This is a genomic window from Rhodococcus sp. P4_B6 (assembly GCF_056402215.1).
Genome location: NZ_JBFUHV010000056.1, coordinates 1 through 17,914, shown reverse-complemented (window position 1 = coordinate 17,914; position 17,914 = coordinate 1). Strand labels below are relative to the sequence as shown.

The window sequence follows — 17,914 nt, the reverse complement described above, 5'->3', positions numbered from 1 at the left end:
TGTGCAGATCAGAGAGCTGTAGCCAGCGATCGGCGTCGCTCGTCAGAGAGTAGGTGGGGGACGGGATTCGCCTCTCCAGAGATGTGGGAGCGTCGGACTCGAGAGGCCCGCGGTTGGAGGTCTGGGGCGTGAGGAAKCTGCATCGGGTTGGCAATTGGACAGGTGTCTGGATATCATTCCAGTTGGATGGGTTCCGACTGAGTGGCAGGCGGTAGGCGCGGTAGTTCCTCGATGACAGATGTATCGGTCATCACCGGCGGGGCCGGTGGTATCGGGCTGGCTACGGCGAAGATCGTTGTGCGTGAGCACCCTGTCGTGATCTGCGACGTGAGCGCGGAGCGCCTGAGCACGGCGATCGATGCGTTGCGCGGGGATGCTATCGATGCGGTCGTGGTGCGGTGTGACATCACGGACCGGGACTCGGTGGCTGGGTTGATCCAGAGCGCGACCTCGCTGGGGACGGTGGTGTCGTTGATCCACACGGCGGGGGTGAGCCCGAGTATGGGCTCAGCGGAACTGATCATGAAGATCAACGCGGTGGGCACCGTCAATGTCAACGAGGCGTTCTTGCCGCACGCCCAGGAGGGGTTCGTCAGCGTCAACGTCGCATCCATGGCGGCGTACTTGGTTCCCCGAATTGTGATCCCCAAGAGCGTTTTCATCGTGCGCTCGACGACGACGAGGTTTTCGTCACGAAGATGATGTCGGCGTGCAGGATTGCGGGGAGCTCGATGCGCCCCGGGTTGTCGTAATCCATCAGCAAGAGCTTCRTGCAGTGGTATTGCGCCACGCAGGCGGTTCGGTTCGGTGAACGTGGTGCTCGGATTCTGTCGGTGTCACCGGGTTCGATCGACACCGATATGGGCAAGTTGGAGGAGCAGAAGGGAACCGCGGCGATGTTGCGATATGCCGCGGTGAAACGATTCGGCCGCGCCGACGAGGTGGCCGAACTCTTGGCGTTCTGCTCAACCGGAAAGGCGTCGTATTTGACGGGAATCGATATCCCCTGCGATGGTGGCGTGTCCGGCTCGGTCACGCTGCGAGACAAGCTGTCTATCGCCCGCAAGCCTTCCTGACGATCATGGCAAAAATCGGCGCCGTGGTGCTCGCGGGTGGTGTGACGGTGACGATCGGCACGGTAATAGGCTGCGCCACACGTCGACGCACCACCGATCGGGCTGCTCCGCTGGTCCTGGCGCTGAGGGAATCGGTTGTCGATGTCGCATCGCATCCGGCCTTCATCGGGACACCTTCGCGTGCGGCCAGGAGAGCGGCGGCGGTGCTGCGCGGGGTCACTGCTGTGACTGACGTTCTCGGAGTCGATTTCAGCACTCAGATCACGCCGTTGATAGCGTCCCCGCATCCACCGTCATGGCTGATGGCGGGTGTGCACGTCCACCGCGACATCTTTCAGGGCTGGCCGGTCTATGTACTGACGTCAAAAGACGAGCGACAACACAACAGTAGGGTGGTGGCGCTGCATGGTGGGGCCTACGTCGTCGAGCCCACCGTCAATCACTGGGCAGCCTACGCAGAAATTGCCCGGCGAAACCGCTGTGCGGTCGTAATACCCATCTATCCGCTCGCCTCGACACCGCAGGGCCGCGCCGCGACAGTGATTCCGGCGCTCGCGGACTTCCTCACAATGCAGGTCCGCCAGCACGGCGACGACAACATTGCTGTCTACGGCGATTCCGCCGGCGGCGCGATGGCGCTGGCCGCAGCGCAGATCTTGGTGGAGACGGGACGAGCAACTCCCAGGAGCATGGTTCTCATCTCGCCGTGGCTCGATGCCACGATGACCAACCCAGCGATCAATGCGATCGACGATCCGGTCCTGCGGTCGACGAGTCTGCGCACCGCCGGGCAGCAGTGGGCGGGAACCCTCGCACTCACAGACCCGCTGGTGAGTCCCCTCTACGGATCCATGACGGGGCTACCGCCCACCACCATCTACTGCGGGAACCGAGAGCTTTTTGCTGCCGATGTCCTTCGACTACGACAGCAGGCCGAATCAACGCCCGGTCACACCTTCACCTTCGTGCTCCGTGATGGCGCAATCCACGACTGGGCCATGGGCGGTCTCTTCGCCACCCCGGAATCAGTTGCCGTACAACACCAGGTCTACAAACAAATCGGACTCGTAACTGGATGACGCCGCGGGTTCGCGCTGACCATCACAGTTCGGTGTCTCGCACAGGCCTGCTCGATCTGTCGACAACGTGGCCAGGGCCGCCAGCGCGTGCAGTCATGAACTGAAACCTGTTGTTGCATATAGTTTTAACTCGCCCTAGTAAAAGGGCAAACACCCAATCTTATGTCAACTAACATTACCGAGTTTCCCTAGTGCATGGGAACTTTCCCAGATGCCCGTGCCGGGCACCGAAGGTGACCGCGTAATGGTGTTGGTCGGTTGGTGGGGCCTGGTAGGTAGAGTTGTTGGGGGACTACGTTTCCCGGGGTCGATGTAGTCGGTGTTCAACAACCCAAGCCGCGATCTGCGTCCGGGAAGTGAAGCCCAGCTTGATCATTTGTGTTCGCCGTGTCCGGCGGCGGTGCGTTGGGAGATGGCGAACAAATACACACCGATTCACGTCGGCGGCTCACACGGCAACTTCCCCCGCTTCACCGCGTCGACCAAAGTCGCGTGGTCGCGTTCGGTCTGATCCGCGTAGGCGTGCGCGAACCGGCTCAGTGCGACGTCGAGCGTGTCCGACTTTCCGACGTAGCCGCCGATCATCGACGCACCACTGGTCCGCGCGTGGCCCTTCGCTAGCAGGCGCCCGCAGATGCCGGCGTAGTCGGTCAGCGCTGCCGCGCTCAGGTTGTCGATCGGGACCGTGCCCTTCATCTTCCGGAACTGCCGCACGTAGTACTGCCGGCCCTCCACCGTGGTCCAGCCGAGCAACGGATCGCTGACGGTCTGCAGGGCCTGCTGGTACTCGACCACGCGCCGGCCCTGGTGGTCGTGCCAGGCGGACTCGCCGTGTACGAAGCGCGCCACGACGGATCGACGCGCCTGCTTGAGCTGCAGGAACAGCACGTCRTCGGCACTGCTCCCTTCGCACAGCACGACGTAGGCACGCARTCCGACGCTGCCCACGCCGACCACTTTGTGCGCGACGTCGACGACGGTGTARCCACTGAGCAGYCGTGCCCARTGGCTGGGCAGCGTGGTGAGGTATTCGTCGAGCCCGGCGGCGAGATKCTCGGCCTCCGCCTCGGACACCCGGGTGATCAGCGGCGGCTCCTCCACGATGCGCCGGCCGGTTTCGTCCTGCTCGGTGAATCGGGGCAGCGCCCGGTCGCTGACRCGGCGCCGAGCCCGCTCCGCGGCGCGGGTGATCTCGTGGCGCAGMGACTCGTCCGACGCCGTCGYSTGCAGCCGGTCGAGGTCGAGTCGCTCGAACGAGCGCGCCAGCAATGGTTGTTCCGCGAGCCAGCGCACATGCTCGCGATAGGTGGCGACGCAGGACTGCACTGCACTCTCGCACTGCCCCTCGGTCGCCGAGTTCTGCCGGCCCGCCACCCAGATGCTCGCAGTCAAWCGGCGCAGGTCCCATTCCCAGCCGCCGGGATGCGCCTCGTCGAAGTCGTTCAGATCCAGCACCAGGTCGCGCTCCGGYGAGGCGTAGAACCCGAAGTTGCCCAGATGCGCGTCCCCGCATATCACCGGCTGGATTCCGGTCGCCGGCAGCCCGGCGAGGTCCTGGGCCATCACGATCGCGGTGCCGCGCAGAAAACCGTACGGCGAGGCCGCCATCCGCCCCACCCTGACCGGTATGAGCGATTCCACCCGACCCTGGTGCGACACACCGATCTGATCCACCACATCGGGGCGATCGTCCGGTGCGCGCCACTCGCCGAGCGCGGACCGCGGTGTCTGCTTGCGCAGGCGTTTGCCGAGTGCGAACCGCTCCGCCCTCGGCGTGGCCCGGCGGCGCAACGACGCGAACGACTGCCCGTCGATGGTCGGCAACACGATGTGCGCGTCCACGGTTACTGCGCGCCGACGTCGAGGATCGCGCCGACCACCACGACGTGCGGCTTGTCCGGTTGGCCACGTTGCGCATCAGACAACTCGATCACCGTCTCTTCGCTGTGAGCAGTAAGGATGCGTGCAGCATATCGACGGGTACCTAACACTCGCGGCGAACGGTCGCTAGCCGTCCACCCGGTTGCCGGGGCACTTCATCCCTGACGGCCGGTGCGGGGCGGAGCGGGTGTCGCCCGACAGTTCTCGTACGTCGCCCGCCCCTCCCCATATCACTTCGTCAGCCCTCTGCGCTGTCCTAGATTAGTTCGCGGCTGTCCGGGCCCAATTGCTGCCGTCGTCGGACGGAGTCATCACGCGGCTCGGTTGAACGGCTACCAACGACGTCACGGTCTGCCATCAGTGCGACTACGCGGCGTGCACCAACCCCGGGCACATGCGCCTCGGCACGAACGCAACCAACCGCATCGAGTACGTGCGCCGTCGAAGCCTGAACTCGCCGTCAGCGGATGTGCGTGGCATGCCAGGCCGGAGCCATGCTATCGCCGAGGCGATGCGCTCAGTCCTTCGTGCCGGCGAAGATTCCGCCGCGATCGACGCACGCATTCGGGCCGCGGAAGACGCGGGCAGGCCGCTGTCGCTGTGGAAATTGATCTTCTGAGGTCGGTTGCCGTAGCCGGGAGCGGTTGTTACTATCTGCTCCGGTTGCTTGGTTCACCTTTTCCGTGACGCGACACTCACCGTGGCCCTCGGATGAAGACAAGCGTTTTGCCTGCAAATCGAACTATGGCCACGTCGAACAGAGCGCGTTGAGGTGAGAGACGCGGAAACTGGTTGACGACGATGTCTACATTCGATTTTCAGACGTTCACCGGCGAATCCCATCAGCATCTTGCTTCTCGGACGAGACCACCCTCGCCGGCGCTTCTGTCCTCGCCGGATCCAGCTCAGCAGCGACTTGAGTCCTTGGTGTTCCGCAGCCTCGCGAATATTCACGAACACTCGGCCCATCCCCTGCACGTCAAGCGCATCAGGTTGAGCGAAGACTGTGTACCGATCGTATTCCTCGACGGAGACCTTGAGGACGGCCGCGTCAGTGCACGCTTTCTCGAACTCTGCCTCCCGTTCGACTTCCATCGCGGCGGCCTGTCGTCGGGACTCGGAATCCGCATCCTCGGCGTGAACGGTCGTGACCTTCAACTTGGTCTCGTCGAATCCACTGCGCGCCTGATAGTTCGTGGTTCTGCTGGAACCGACTGGAACGCTGAAAGGAAGGCATACTCCCGCCAGTTGGAGGGACACGGAACACCGCTGTGGAATCACAAGGAGTTGACGTCGGCCGAGCGCGCATACTCGACCGACCTCCCCTCGCCCCGAACGCGGCCAGGCCCACGCATTGAGATGGAATCGAAGATCCTTCGAAGAATTGGAATCTTCACAGAGTTCAGCTCGGCCCACCTCACTTACGCGTACTCGAGCGGCGCCGACACCACCCGGTTCTGGTTCGAATTCGATCCCTCCGTCCCGAAGGACCACGGGAAGTTGGTGGCCGCATTGACCGATCCGCAATGGGGACTCGGGATGCACGTCATCTACGAGGACTGCCTCTGCGACAACGGCGGATCCTGCTACACCAAGCTGTCGAACCCGACCGGCGATGCGACTCTCACACTGCACTTCTCGGAAGAAGTCCCACACCTAGGGCGGAACTACTTCGAGTCAATCGGTGCACCCAGGCGCTGGATCGACCGCACCTTTCCGGCTGCTGCAAGCAGCAGTCGCTGTCCACACTGAGCGTCAACACTGCGCACTATCCCACGTGAAACGGTTCGCCGGCGTCCTGGTCTGGGGATGGCCGACGGGTGTCGGGGGCCAGATCCCGTCGGTCAGCTCCGGCTTCGCAAAGGGCTTGCCGCACTCGTCGACTGGGTCGAACACGGGATCGCGCCGCGCGCACTCTTCAGAACCCTGCCGGCATGCGCCACCTGCGACCGTCGACGTTTCCTCGTCGTTCCCTATCCGGGCCCGGCCTCACTCGCGTGACACTCCCCACGGGGTTTCCGGACGTCGTGGGTGGAACACCCGTGGGTAAATCAGTGCTCGTGCACGATCACTCCGCGGATGTTCTTCCTCGCGAGCAGATCGTCGTACCCTGAATTGACCTGTACGAGCTTGTAAGTGATGGTGCGGGCCATTCCGGTTCCGTGTTGAGGTGGTCGGTGGCGGTCATCTGCACGCGCAGTGCCGCCCAGCGGGCCGTGGCACCAGCTTCGGCGACTGCAACCCGATGGCGACATCACCGGGCTGTTGGCACAGTACCGTCGCGGTGACCTGAAACTAGATGACTTGGCCAGCCCTTCTCTGCGTTCCGCCAGACCGACCAAATCCCGCACCAATGCAAGAAACRCTAGCTCTGATAGCAGCTCTTCCGTGATCTGACTCGCGGAAGCGTCACATCCCCCGTTCGCCAGGCCTGGGTCAGATCCAGTCGATGTGGACGGAGTCGATGTGGTCGAAGTGGAATCCGAACTGGTCGCTGTACGTGTCGAAGCCCTTGTTCTCGGGGTAGTCGAGTGTGGCGTGCCGTTCGAGCAGCGCGACGACCCGGGCGTGATCGTCGTTGGCCAACGCGGCGGCGAGTTCGCGGGACTCCTCAGTGGTGAACGGGGTGTCGGAGTTCGCGAAATCGAGGGTGCGGACCCGGTAGTCGTAGCCCTCGTCGGCGCCGTTGCGGACCATGACGCCACCCCTGACGCGGATGACGGCCTTCTTCGGGGTTCCGTCCGGCCGCAGCACGCCGGCGCGTTTCATGATGTCCTCGGCCTTGACGTTCTTGAGCTTCTTGCTGGCGTCCGCCCGCAACTCGTTCGTTTCACCGGACCTGTACCGCGAGACGGCGGAGCGGGACCGACCGATCTTGGCGGCCACGGCCTCGACACCGCCGAGGCGTTCGATCGCGGCACGGCGCTGGGCTCGCTCGAGGACGTCGGCGTGTGGGATGCGGCCTTGTTGCGCCCACCGGCGCAACGTGCGCGCCGACGGCGGTGTGCGGCCGGCATCGATCGCCGCCTGCCGCAGGCCCTCGTTGCCGAGTTCCTTGCGCAGCTGCTTGACGGAGACCTTGCTGGTCAGTCCGGCCAGTCCCCCACTTTTGACCTGTTTTGATTTTTCGACACCGCTGGTCGCGGCGTTGGCGACGGAGACCTTGAGGCCGTCGAGGCCGACCGCCTCCTGTGCCGGCTTTTTGGTGCGCGGCTTCGGAAGGTGCAGGGCCATCAGTCGTCTTCTTCCTCGGCGAATGCCGCCTTGATCGCGAGGTTTACGTCGTGAACGTCTTCTGCCGACGTGAAGGCGGACAGGAGGGTGTCGGTGAGGACCACGTCCTTTTCGACCGACATCTTCCCTAGCGCCTCGCTTGCGTCGGCGATGTCCTCGCCATCGGCAAGGAGGTACACCCAGGAGTCGGTGACGGTGCGGACCGGCCAGCGGCCGTGCTCGCGGGCGATCCGCATCGCGACGCGGCGGCCGCGCCAGCGGCAGTGCGCGATGATCGACGCACGCCACAAAGGTTGGTGGTGATGTTGCATCTGCTTCGCAGTCCACATGTCCGGGTTGACCATTCGCCCGATGTAGCCCTTGTAGCAGGTGCCTAGGAACCGCTTCGTCGCGTCGTCGTCGGTGTCCACCGCGGCCTTGCGGGCCTCGCGCAGGATTTTGGCCCACTTGTCGAGGGCGCGGCCCTGTTGTGGGTAGACCCAGGCCTCGGTGATGTCGAAGTCACCCCGTTCGGCGCCGATTCCTCCGTCTGCCACTGGTGAGCACAGTCCGTCGAGGCTGACCGTGGATACCCAGGTCTGCACCGGTTGGTCGGGGAGCATGTGGGGGTGCGGCAGGGGTAGCTTCTCGGGAAGCGAAAGCGCCTGTCCGGCAGGCAGGGTGATCCGCCACAGCCCGAACGGTGCACCCTTCTCCCCTACCGCCGCGGCCGTGGCATTGTCACCAGCTAGGTGTTTGGGCTGTCCGTAGCCAAATTCGAGCATGCCCGCGGAGGCGAGGTAGGCGGCGCGTTGGTCGATCGAGACCAACCGGTGGGCGTTGTTGAGGTCATCGGCCTCCGGGAGGCGTGTCCAGCCGACAGCGGGTTCGAGGTCTCCCCGTGGCGGGCCGTCGAGGGGTGGGACCGAACCAGGTGTGGTGACGACGATGCCTTTGCCGCTGCGGGTGCGTTCACGCTTGATTTTGTCGACGAGGGCGGCGCCGGTGCGCGCGGGCGTTGGTCCCGGGAGCACCCCGAGGTGCTTGGCGCACCAGGCCAGTCGCCGGCCGAGTTCACGAGCTGCCGGGAGGTCGTTGTCCGGGAGATACGTTCCGGCGGTGGGTGAGCCGAGGATGCCCATGTCGCCGACGCGGTTGTGCCAACCGAAGTCCTTGTTCCAGTAGGTCCACACGTATGGTTCGATCACCACATCGACCATGGAGGTGAAGTTCCCGATCGAGCGGGACAGGTGCACCACGTGCCCGGGCTCGCCGCGGAGTTCCCACCCTGCATTCAGTAGTGGGGTGAGGGTGGCGTGGAGGACGGCGGTCAGCTCTTGGGCGGCGCGGTTGCGGAGGGCTTCCATGTCGTCGACGTCGTCTTCGCTGCCCGGGTCGATGATCCACCCGAGCAGTTCGCATGCGGCCTGTCCGACGATCCAGATCTGGGCGGGGGCGCCCAACGGGGTCAGCGAGGCCCAGCGGATCAGTTTGTCCAGCTTCTCGACGGAGTCGACGGGACCGGTCAACTCCCGCCCGGACGGTGTGTAGGTCCCGGCGGCGGTCACGATCAACGCATGGCCATCGGCTTCTTCTCCTGCGGGCAGCGTCTCCCATACCGGCGGGCTGCCCACGTCGTGGTGAGACTGTGGTGGTTCTGGCGTCGAGACTTCTTCGACAACATCCTGCGAGTCGTCTGATTCCGATTCAGCGGCGATCTCATCCGCCGTGATGTCAGCTGTTGTGTCATCGAATTCGAATAGCGCGTATTGGTCCTCGCCTGCCATCGATCGCCCTCCGCGGTCCATCTAGTCGACAACCTCGCCGTTTGAGTCGACATCGGGAACTCCGTTGCGCGCGAAAAACTCTTGCAACGCAACGTCGACAACATTCGTCACCGAGTATCCGTACTCATTTGTGAACCATCCGAGGCGGCGGGATGTGCTCGCCAGCACGCGCGTGTTCAAGGGTTCCTTCTCTGGCCCCTTCTTCGGCTCCAACATCGCGCCAGCTGGAGGCCTCTTCGCAGCGTCATGAGACGCGGAATCCTGACTTGATACGGCCGAAAACGCGGACGCTTCAGAAGCGGGCGCTCGGCCCCGCGACCGGTCTGAGCGACTTCCCAGTCCGCGGGAGTTCGGCATCGAAGGTTCCTTTCTCCTCGGGGTGGCTGACCATCAGCGCGCCGTCCAATGAGCTTCGTACCTCGAATTCGACGATCAGCAGATCGTGTGGTGCCTATAGGAAGTATAGGCACATGCTCACCTATTTGCGCGCAGATATTCCTGCAAAGTTGCGCGCAAGCGCTCTTGTGCTCCGCCCGCCCCCGGACATCGTGACGATTCCAATCATCAGGTGGACGTGGGCGCTGCCCGATATGACTCAGGCGCAGGTTGATTGAGGGTTCGCTGATGTTGACTCTCTCGACTGGAGTTGTCGACAGCAGACTGGGAGATGTCCTTAGCGAACGGGTGTTGACAAACCCCCGTGTCTCGTCTCCGACGGCGTTGGCATCGTGCCCGAGTAGTCGACGATTGGCGCGTGCGACGTTAGCTTTGACTGAAGAAATCCCGCGTGAGGCTCGCCAACGTTTGCAGGTCAACGTGCAGGGAGTAGCAATGCCCGATCGCAGCTCTACCTCGACCCCATCGCTCCACCGAAAGACGCCTCCACCGCACAACTCGTCCAGTGGACTTTCGACCGCATCAATGCCCAGGACGTCGACAGCCTACGCAAATTCTGGACGGCACGCTCCACCGTGCACTTCCCAACCGGAACATCTCATGGGAGCGCCGAGATCGCCGCCTACTTCAATTAAATTTAGGTGTTCGCCGCCGTCACCGACTTTGCCTTCGAGCTCATCTCGATCGCCGAGTCCGGCAACGACGTCTTGGTCCACTGGCACCTGACCGGACGGCACGTCGGCACCTTCGTCGGCATCGCCGCTACCGGACGGCGAATCGACTTCGAGGGATTCGACTACTTCGTCATCGTCACCACCACTGTGCGCTACGACCAAATGAAGTTCGCCCGCCAGATCAAGCTGCTACCGACCGACGGATCGATTGCGGATCGCGCCATGAACGGCGTCTTCAACGCCAAAACGCGTATAGCTGGCCTCGCACGCCGCCGTTAGCTTCCTGGACACGTCGTGAACGCCGACGAGAAAATGTATGTGGCGTGCGTCACACTCTTGGAATCGACACCGTCGCCATCATACGATCGGTTTTGCACCGGCTGATCCGATGTGCAGGCCGCTGATGTCGCAACGCCTGAGCTGAATCCTGTTCAGCCAGTATGGTTCGCGCTGCTTGACCGATCCTCGACTGCCGGTGTCGCGGCCCCGCCGTCCGCCAGCTCCGGCGGGGTTCCGCGTGGTTCGGAACTTGAGGCGGCTCGATCTGGCCCCGATGCGACGTGGTGGCGTCAAACGAGCCCATCCATCTCCGGTGCAGTGAACTCTCGCCAACCTATACTGGCTTGCGGCGCTGYGCCTCACGACAATCGGCAGGCGCGTCCCGAAGTTACTGTTACGCCGAATTCGATTGCAGAAGAGGTGTTTACGCCGCTCTTAGCGCCGCCACCTCGGTGCCTCAGCCTCGGTCGATCATATACAATCGGTGACTTGACGGACGCGTGGATCTCCCTTTTGTTTTGAACCTGACCTGCCCGGGCCCCCACTGGCAGAGACTAGAGGTAGTCGCTCCGACTGCGGTTTGCCACGAAGACCCCGGCGATTGTCACAGTCCACCTCGGCAACCTTTTACTCTAGCCTCGACCGTGGTCTATCTATGAAGAGGAAAGTATTGGATCCAGACCGAATCTCTCTCAAACCAACCGGATTGGCTTCGGGTGATGCACGGTGCATCACGCGACTTCCGGGTGATGCACCGCGCATCACCCGATGGCTGTCTTGGGTAGGTGGCGAAGGACCCCGCGAGTAGGCGTAGATCTCTGCATTTGTGTGGTTCGCGCACACCGCCGAAGTACTCGATGCGCTTGCGGAAACACGCCGACGCCCACTTGCCTTCGCGGTCGATTGGCGCCCGGTCGATCCGGCGAGGCGGCGCTGGGCCGATTGTCTTGCCTAAGAACATTTCCCAACGCATTGGCGGCCCCCCGCATCTGGTTCAATACACCTCGACGCGGTCTCGCGCCGGTATCGGGTGTCGCGGATGCCATACGCCGGTCAGGCATCGGGTTTCCCCTCCATCGGTCGCATTTCCAGCGGCCGCGCGTAGCTACGGGATCATCGACAACCGCCCCAACAGGACTCGGGGACTGGCCCACGAATTCCTAGACCGCGCGTTCGACGCCCATTCCTGGCTGACGTACTCGGACGAGCACTATGACGAAGGCATGGCCGCCGCCTCCACTCCCCGGGAACGGGGTGAGCGTTCTTCGGCGCCCTTCGTTGCGAGGCGCGAGCGGTGTTGACCGACAACAAGTCCTGCTATCGCCCTACGTCACAGCGCCGATCGAGCCGAAAGTCGAGCATCGCGCAGATCAATTGGGATGACCAGGAGGTGGAAGTACCAGGAAGTCGAGCCCACACGCTGAGGTATATCAGTCCGACTAGGCCTGTTCAGCGGCCTCGCAGTCCCTGCTCCGTCAATATGGTCATCGCGCCCCTCGCGAAATCAGCGGCAACTCACCTATCCATCACATCGGGGTCGCAGGTCCGCAACGCCCCTGAGGAAGGACCTAGCTCGGTGATGCACCGTGCATCACCGCAGCCATAAACCACCCCAAACCGAGAATGCGGATCCGACAGCCCAGAACGTGGCGCGACGCAACATCGAATCAACGCCCCCAGGCAAAACGGGATCCACGCCGCACAGATGATGCACGGTGCATCACCGCGTAGATGGCACAGGTTGCAAACCGCGTGCGGCTGTGACGGCGGAAAGCCTCAGTGCCTGGCGAGGCGGGGTGCCATACCCAACCGGTGATGCACGGTGCATCACCACCACCTGACCTCCGGGTGATGCACCGTACATCACCATCCATCCCCCACTGAGACCAATATCGATCCACCAACATATGGCTATAGGGGTGTCCGCCATCGGAAAGGTCGGCGTCACTATCTTCGGCAGAAGTAGGTCTTCGAGATCCGTACGTGGACGAAGTCTCGCGAGTCGGGGCACTGTGAAAGAATCTAGGGCTCCCCAACCGGCTCGGACGCCGCACTCACGTCTTTGCAGCGTCACCAACCGCACGGTCCAACCACCATTGCTAATCTTTCCGTCAGCTAGCGGCGCTACTGCCCCGCAGCGATAGTCGGCCGGCACGGACAATCACGACAACGTCCTTCGCCGCCAGACTGTATGTCTTGCTAATCGCCGCCGGTTGTGTGAATGCGATCTTGTCCGCGTCAATTCCCCGTCCTTCGTCTGGATACTTTGGCGGAAGGCTGAATCGCCAGCATCGCACTTGTACTGGGCATGTATGCCTAGTCGCCAGTGGACGCGGCGCAACTGCTCGTTTCTTTGTCAGACGCGCCCAACCACCCTTCTCGCCGAGTCCAATCCTCGTCGAGGAGCTCAACGGTATCGAACACGAGGCATCGCGCACGTTCAACATCGAGGCCGTCCGAATGGCAGCCGTCCCGGTGGTAGTCACGGGCCGCTCAGCCCGAGACTCAAGCAGATCGAGAGTCGGACCCGCGCCGATCATGACGACTAGGAGATGGCCATGGCTGTCATCGTTCGAAAGGTCGGCAAGGATTCTCGGCCGAGTTGCGGCGTTCGTTGCGCGCGTTTGTACTACTTCGTCCCACGTGAAGGCTGCGTAGCGCGCCACCCGAAGGCCAATCGGAGTGTCGGTGTCACCCATCGGATTGAGGGTGGTGGGGGTGACTCCTTTCGATGGCACCGCAAAATTCAACTCCTGCGAAGATGCCTTGGCGGATGAGGCGGTGATTCGTTTCCAACGGTTCCGCGGCTCGAACAAATGGGTTTCGCCACATCTCGCTAGCACGCCGATAGGGAGTGCATCGAAAGTCCTAAAAGGAGGTCCGATCTGCGGAAATGGCGAGATCAGAGATTGGCCTTACGGGGAGCGCGGGTGGCATTCGCGATGGACAGTGCGTGATTTTCTTCCAATCCCTTGTTGCCGGCGACGCGGTGCAAGTGTGCGTAAATTGCTGTACCACACAGATTTTCATTCATCACGTGACGTTTCTCGGGTGGTGTGATCGCCTTCGGCCGCATCGCGAGATTTGATCAGATATTTCTCCGCTAGGCAGAGTGTCGATCGCATACGATTCAGAGCCAGATTCACGCCTGGAGGAGGCTCCAACGCGTCATTTTCGAGTTTTATTTAACCCGGCGTGTCGCTGCGCGGTTTAGTTAAACCCAAAGAGCAGGATTTAAGGCATGACAACTCGGAAAAGTCGGGGCGGGCGCCCAGCCCGCGACGTCGCCGTTCGCCATATCGGGGTTGAGTTCCCCGCGGAGATCGCCGACCGGATTCTCGCACCGGTTGACGATGGTCGTGTCAAGACAATCACCGATCGGATGATCGCGCTTGTTCAGCTGGCACTCGAGAACGAGCCAGCGATTCCAGCGCAAGCCAGACAGGAAGAGTTGCCGATGACGGGCTGAACAGAGCCCAGAAAAGGCGAAACCCCCCTTCGCTCGCCAGCTCCGGGGGTTCCGCTCGTCGTACAAACCGCCACGCAAGGGAGGAGGTCTGCCTTCTATGAGTATAGGACGCGCGATTCGTCGTGCGCACGCGACACGACGTGATATTGGTGTTCGCGACGTCTCATCTCAGCGTCAACGTGACACTTCCGTGTACGCAGACCTCATGTCGCCGGCCCTTCCGGCGTTTACGCATGCCGTGAGGGGGTGTCGATTCCACTAGCGAAAACGTCGGTGGGTCCCACCGTTTCCGGATGAGACCCACCGCCCATATTTGGCCGTTCCAACACGACCGCTCCTGTGATTGGCAGTCCCGCGAGCAGTCGTGTCGATACCGTGCGCTCTTGTCAGGGTAAGCCATGTCCTGCTGGTGATGCCAGCGACTCACGGCAACAACCTGGTTAAGGGCGCGTGAAAGGCGCGTCATGCACCCCAATTCTGCGGCTCAAGCGGCCGCATTTTCCGTCGACGCTGTTCAGATCACCCCTGTTGGCGAGGTTTCTACGACCAACGACCCAGAATGGGACGCTCTCGTCTCGGCCGCTGTCGAGCGGGTCAATGAAATCGAGCGACTCAACGCAGAGAGCGAGCAGCGTGGCCGGTCCTGGTCGTTACCCGTCGATCCCGGCCGACAAGCCTCAACACCAGCATGGACCGGGCGAACTGCCTGGCAGCTCCAGGTCCGCAATGTGTTGAACTCCACTACCGGACGTGACGTTTGCCGGCGATTCAAGGTGAGCACAGAGTTTGTCTTCGCCGTGGCCGTGACCATGGCCTCGTTCGCAGAGCGGTCAACGGGCCGGCGCGTATGCGCCGCGCGGGATACGATCGCCCACCGCAGCGGAGTCAGCGTGTCAGTTGTAAAACGCGCGAGAAGGGCACTTCAGACACTTTCTGTCGCCCGCGAGATGGTACGAGGGAGGTACCTGAGAGCTGACGAATCGTATGCTGCTGAATCTCATCACGGGCGGATTCAACGTCGTGCGGCGTCAGTTTGGGCGCTGACATCACCGAAATCCCTGGTCATAGCCGCTGGACGCGCGGGGAAAAAGCTCTCCAAGAAGGTCCAACGCTCAAAGAATGTGGCTCGCTCGAGTTATCCCCAATTGCTCGCTCGTGGCCCCCTATCCCCTTCCAGGGGATTTAAGTTGTTATCTCTTGTTAGAGAGTTATCACCAAAACGCGCGCGAGCGCGCGCGGGCCAGCAATCTAAGCATCCGAAGGCCCTGGCACAGCAACCTCGACCGATCGCCCTGCAGCGCACAGCCGCAGAGCTGGTCGTTCATGCACCAGCATTCGAATCGGCTGGGCACATTGGGGCAATCTGCGAAGTCCTTGCGAGTGCCGGCGTTGATTGGAATCGCTGGTGCGGGCGTGACATCGCCGCTGAGCTCACGCGCGATACCCAACAGCGGGGCTGGATTTGGCCGCAACATATCGAGAGGCCTGTTGGATACCTCCGGTGGCGGTTGACTCAGATCGATTGGTCCCGCCCCTCACCATCTGAGATGGCCCAAAAAGCGGCCCAGGAAGCCCGTCAGCGCATTGCTGACCGCGACGCGCGTCTCGGTTGCCGTGATCACGTCGTGGCGACTCCTGGGCACCGTGAGCGGTGCAAACAAGCCCTAACGTCGAAGCTGCTTGAGCGTCGAAAGGCTGATGCGCATACCTGACCACTGATGATCGACTTAGGCAGAAGCCAATGGCCGGTTCTGGGGCAGCCAATTCGCGAAAGGGTTCTGGGTGCAGGTACGTGCGCTGCGTAGGCGATGGTTTAGGGCGTCATGGCCCCTCAGCGAATGGCGATCGCTGAGGCCGAGCGTGATTTTGCAGTCCAGATGCATGGGCCCACTTCTGCACTGCGCGTTAGAGCTTGGCGCCCGGCGCAACCAGTCGCCGGGCCGGTGGCCGGTTTGTATTGCAGTGTCTAGTCGTGTCCTTGGTCCATCGTTCGTCTCACCGGGTCAAGTCCCGGGGCGTGGTGTACGAAGGTCGTTGTGTGCCTACTCGTTGGTGAGCAAGGCAGTCAAGGCCGGTGTCACCTCCTCGGTGGACTCGCTGGTGCTGTCGGTGGGAATTGTCGCTGCGGGAGCGGGCCAGCGCGTTCAGGCTGAGATAGCGGCGCCCTTCGATCCACTCGTCGTGTTGTTCGGCGAGGACCGCTCCGACGAGCCGAATCCGGGCGGTGCGGTCGGGGAAGACTCCAACCACATCGGTTGTCCGGCGGATTTCCTTATGGAGGTCCTCCTGCGGATTGTTCGTCCAGATCTGCTCGAGGAATGCGGTGAACGTGCCAACAGGTCCGGCCGGGCGGCGTCGAGGTGATCGGCGACCTTCGGCAGCTTCTCGGCGGAAGCGCCAATGATTCGATCATATTAGGCATGAACGGAATCGGCGCCGATTGGTCGTAGACCGAGTGCAGCATCATCTTCACCCAAGGCCGCGACGCCTTCTCGGGTCACCGCCATGAGGTTCGTCGAAGTAATGGGGGTGCGGCACCTCGGTCACAAGGCACTCGGAAGGGTATCGCCGATCGCAACCACCGGCACGGCGTGCGCGTCGGAGGTCACCAATCGCACCCCGAGACAAGCCGCGGGCGACCAGGGACCGGAAAAATTCCAGCCCCCGGCCCCGTCCTCGGACCAGGTCCCATCCACGACCAGCGCTTGCACGTTGACCACCCGCCCGTTCTCCCGCACCTTGAGCACCAGTGCGTCGGCAGCGACAAACGTGTAAGGCCCGGCATCGAGTGGCTGGCTGCGGAACGCCTCGACCTGGGCGTCGAGGTCCTCGGCCATGACCGATACCTGCGACTTCGACAGCGAGCTGATGCCCAACGGGTAGACGAGCCGCTCCGTCCGCCGGGTGGAGACGCCGAGCAGGTAGCAAGTGACAATCACGGTGGCCTGTGCCTTTCGGCGCTCTTGCGGCGCCGCAGCAACCAGATGCTCCGGGAAGTACGAACCGGATCGCAGCTTGAGGATCGCCACGTCGACGGTGTCGAAGCCGCGGTGCCGGTAGCCGTTCCGGCCGTTGCCGCGCTCGTCGGAGCGTTGTTCCGTAGTCGGCGCCGCACCGTGCGTCGGCCTCATCAGGGTGTGGGTGAACCGTCAGTAGCTAGTGCAGCAGGTCGGGGGTTGCGCCGGCAAGTTGGTCCGTCCGGATCTGCTGCAGGTCGATATCGTAGGCCCATGCACCTGGCTACGACAGGCCGGTCAGACGCGGAACCGATCAGTCTGCGGCCGACGAGCGCGGTGGCGGACACAGACCGCCGTCTTGACCCAAGTCACGTGCACCCGTAAACGTTTCGTCCCATGACCTACCCGGCGTTTTGCGGTGGCGTCGAGACGCGGCGGCTGGCACTCCCGAGCCGAACTTTCAACCGATGAGTGGATGCATAAGCCGACCGGTACCCGGCCAAATCGCTAGAAGAATCAACGGCCTCAGTCATGTTCGATTGCCATCCGGCGATCCTGGACTAGCGGTTGACGGCGCTGGATGTGCGACGGCCGGGCGAGTCGACTGGAATTCGCTTCGAGCCCTCGGATTTGTGTTCTCAAGCCCTGGAGCCCACCGCATCGGGGTGATGCACCGTGCATCACCCCGATGGATTGATCAGACGAGGTCGGGGGTGATCAGGCGGAGATGGCCGGGACGTTGACTAAGGGATCACCCAACTTCCCGTCGGATTGGTCTAGCGGGAAGACTGACCCGTGCGCCAGGGTGCTGCACCGCTCGACGGATCATGAGACGTTTGCACGCAGTATTAGAAATTTCGCCTCGTCTGTTGGATTACGACAGGCGAGGCGGGTCGCCGCGTCATGATGGTTGGCGCTCAGTCCGAGCGTTCGGGACAGAAACGAATTAGACCGCGATCCACAACCTGATCGCCAGATCTTACCCAGGACCGGGCGGGGAAGGTGTACTGAGCACTCCAGAAAGCCCCGGCCAGATGGACAGCATTCGGTTAGTCAGCGACACATTCGACGAAGGCGGTCGTGGGTGATGCACCGTGCATCAC

At 62.6% G+C, this 17,914-nt stretch carries 9 protein-coding genes and 2 pseudogenes; 7 read left to right on the top strand and 4 right to left on the bottom strand.

Going from position 1 to position 17,914, the window contains the following annotated elements; all coding sequences use genetic code 11:
- Positions 1–231 precede the first annotated feature (231 nt).
- Both AC1DWT_RS24840 and AC1DWT_RS24835 read left to right on the top strand, forming a co-directional pair.
- Positions 232–1,076 (top strand): annotated as a pseudogene (locus tag AC1DWT_RS24840) (SDR family oxidoreductase).
- A 5-nt stretch (positions 1,077–1,081) separates the two neighbouring features.
- Positions 1,082–2,155: an alpha/beta hydrolase fold domain-containing protein gene (locus AC1DWT_RS24835; RefSeq protein WP_477922605.1), complete on the top strand. Its 1,074-nt coding sequence runs from the start codon at positions 1,082–1,084 to the stop codon at positions 2,153–2,155.
- 435 nt (positions 2,156–2,590) lie between these two features.
- On the opposite strand, the gene AC1DWT_RS24830 is transcribed toward AC1DWT_RS24835, so the two are convergent.
- Entirely contained in the window at positions 2,591–3,997 is a 1,407-nt protein-coding gene (locus AC1DWT_RS24830; protein ID WP_477922603.1) for a DUF2252 domain-containing protein, read from the bottom strand.
- A gap of 433 nt (positions 3,998–4,430) precedes the next feature.
- On the opposite strand from AC1DWT_RS24830, the gene AC1DWT_RS24825 reads away from it, so the two are divergent.
- Positions 4,431–4,655, top strand: a complete 225-nt coding sequence (locus AC1DWT_RS24825; protein ID WP_477922601.1) for a hypothetical protein — start codon at positions 4,431–4,433, stop codon at positions 4,653–4,655.
- A 740-nt stretch (positions 4,656–5,395) separates the two neighbouring features.
- A complete protein-coding gene (locus tag AC1DWT_RS24820) occupies positions 5,396–5,788 on the top strand; it encodes a hypothetical protein (protein ID WP_477922599.1) in 393 nt (130 codons plus the stop codon).
- A 684-nt stretch (positions 5,789–6,472) separates the two neighbouring features.
- Here AC1DWT_RS24820 and AC1DWT_RS24815 read toward each other — a convergent pair.
- Together AC1DWT_RS24815 and AC1DWT_RS24810 are read right to left on the bottom strand one after the other, a co-directional pair.
- Entirely contained in the window at positions 6,473–7,270 is a 798-nt protein-coding gene (locus AC1DWT_RS24815) for a hypothetical protein (protein WP_477922597.1), read from the bottom strand.
- Positions 7,270–8,823 (bottom strand): hypothetical protein, encoded by a 1,554-nt coding sequence (locus AC1DWT_RS24810; protein WP_477922619.1) that lies wholly within the window; start codon positions 8,821–8,823, stop codon positions 7,270–7,272. Before AC1DWT_RS24810 ends, AC1DWT_RS24815 begins: the two co-directional genes overlap by 1 nt.
- 3 nt (positions 8,824–8,826) lie before the next feature.
- Between AC1DWT_RS24810 and AC1DWT_RS24805 the strand changes: the two genes are divergently transcribed.
- The 3 genes from AC1DWT_RS24805 to AC1DWT_RS24795 all read left to right on the top strand — a co-directional run bounded on the left by AC1DWT_RS24805 (position 8,827) and on the right by AC1DWT_RS24795 (position 13,854).
- Positions 8,827–8,949 carry a hypothetical protein gene (locus AC1DWT_RS24805; RefSeq protein WP_477922622.1) on the top strand — a complete coding sequence of 41 codons (123 nt, stop codon included), beginning with the start codon at positions 8,827–8,829 and terminating at the stop codon, positions 8,947–8,949.
- A gap of 1,124 nt (positions 8,950–10,073) precedes the next feature.
- Positions 10,074–10,385, top strand: a complete 312-nt coding sequence (locus tag AC1DWT_RS24800) for an ester cyclase (RefSeq protein ID WP_477922595.1) — start codon at positions 10,074–10,076, stop codon at positions 10,383–10,385.
- Between the two features lie 3,241 nt (positions 10,386–13,626).
- Entirely contained in the window at positions 13,627–13,854 is a 228-nt protein-coding gene (locus AC1DWT_RS24795) for a hypothetical protein (RefSeq protein ID WP_005262432.1), read from the top strand.
- 2,042 nt (positions 13,855–15,896) lie between these two features.
- Here the strand turns inward: AC1DWT_RS24795 and AC1DWT_RS24790 are convergent.
- Positions 15,897–17,073: pseudogene (locus AC1DWT_RS24790) on the bottom strand (IS256 family transposase).
- Between the last annotated feature and the right edge of the window lie 841 nt (positions 17,074–17,914).

Coding starts and splice junctions, on each gene's coding strand:
- AC1DWT_RS24835 (WP_477922605.1), top strand. CDS start 1,082: ATGGCAAAAATCGGCGCCGTGGTGCTCGCGGGTGGTGTGACGGTGACG.
- AC1DWT_RS24825 (WP_477922601.1), top strand. CDS start 4,431: ATGCGCCTCGGCACGAACGCAACCAACCGCATCGAGTACGTGCGCCGT.
- AC1DWT_RS24820 (WP_477922599.1), top strand. CDS start 5,396: ATGGAATCGAAGATCCTTCGAAGAATTGGAATCTTCACAGAGTTCAGC.
- AC1DWT_RS24815 (WP_477922597.1), bottom strand. CDS start 7,270: ATGGCCCTGCACCTTCCGAAGCCGCGCACCAAAAAGCCGGCACAGGAG.
- AC1DWT_RS24805 (WP_477922622.1), top strand. CDS start 8,827: ATGGCCATCGGCTTCTTCTCCTGCGGGCAGCGTCTCCCATACCGGCGG.
- AC1DWT_RS24795 (WP_005262432.1), top strand. CDS start 13,627: ATGACAACTCGGAAAAGTCGGGGCGGGCGCCCAGCCCGCGACGTCGCC.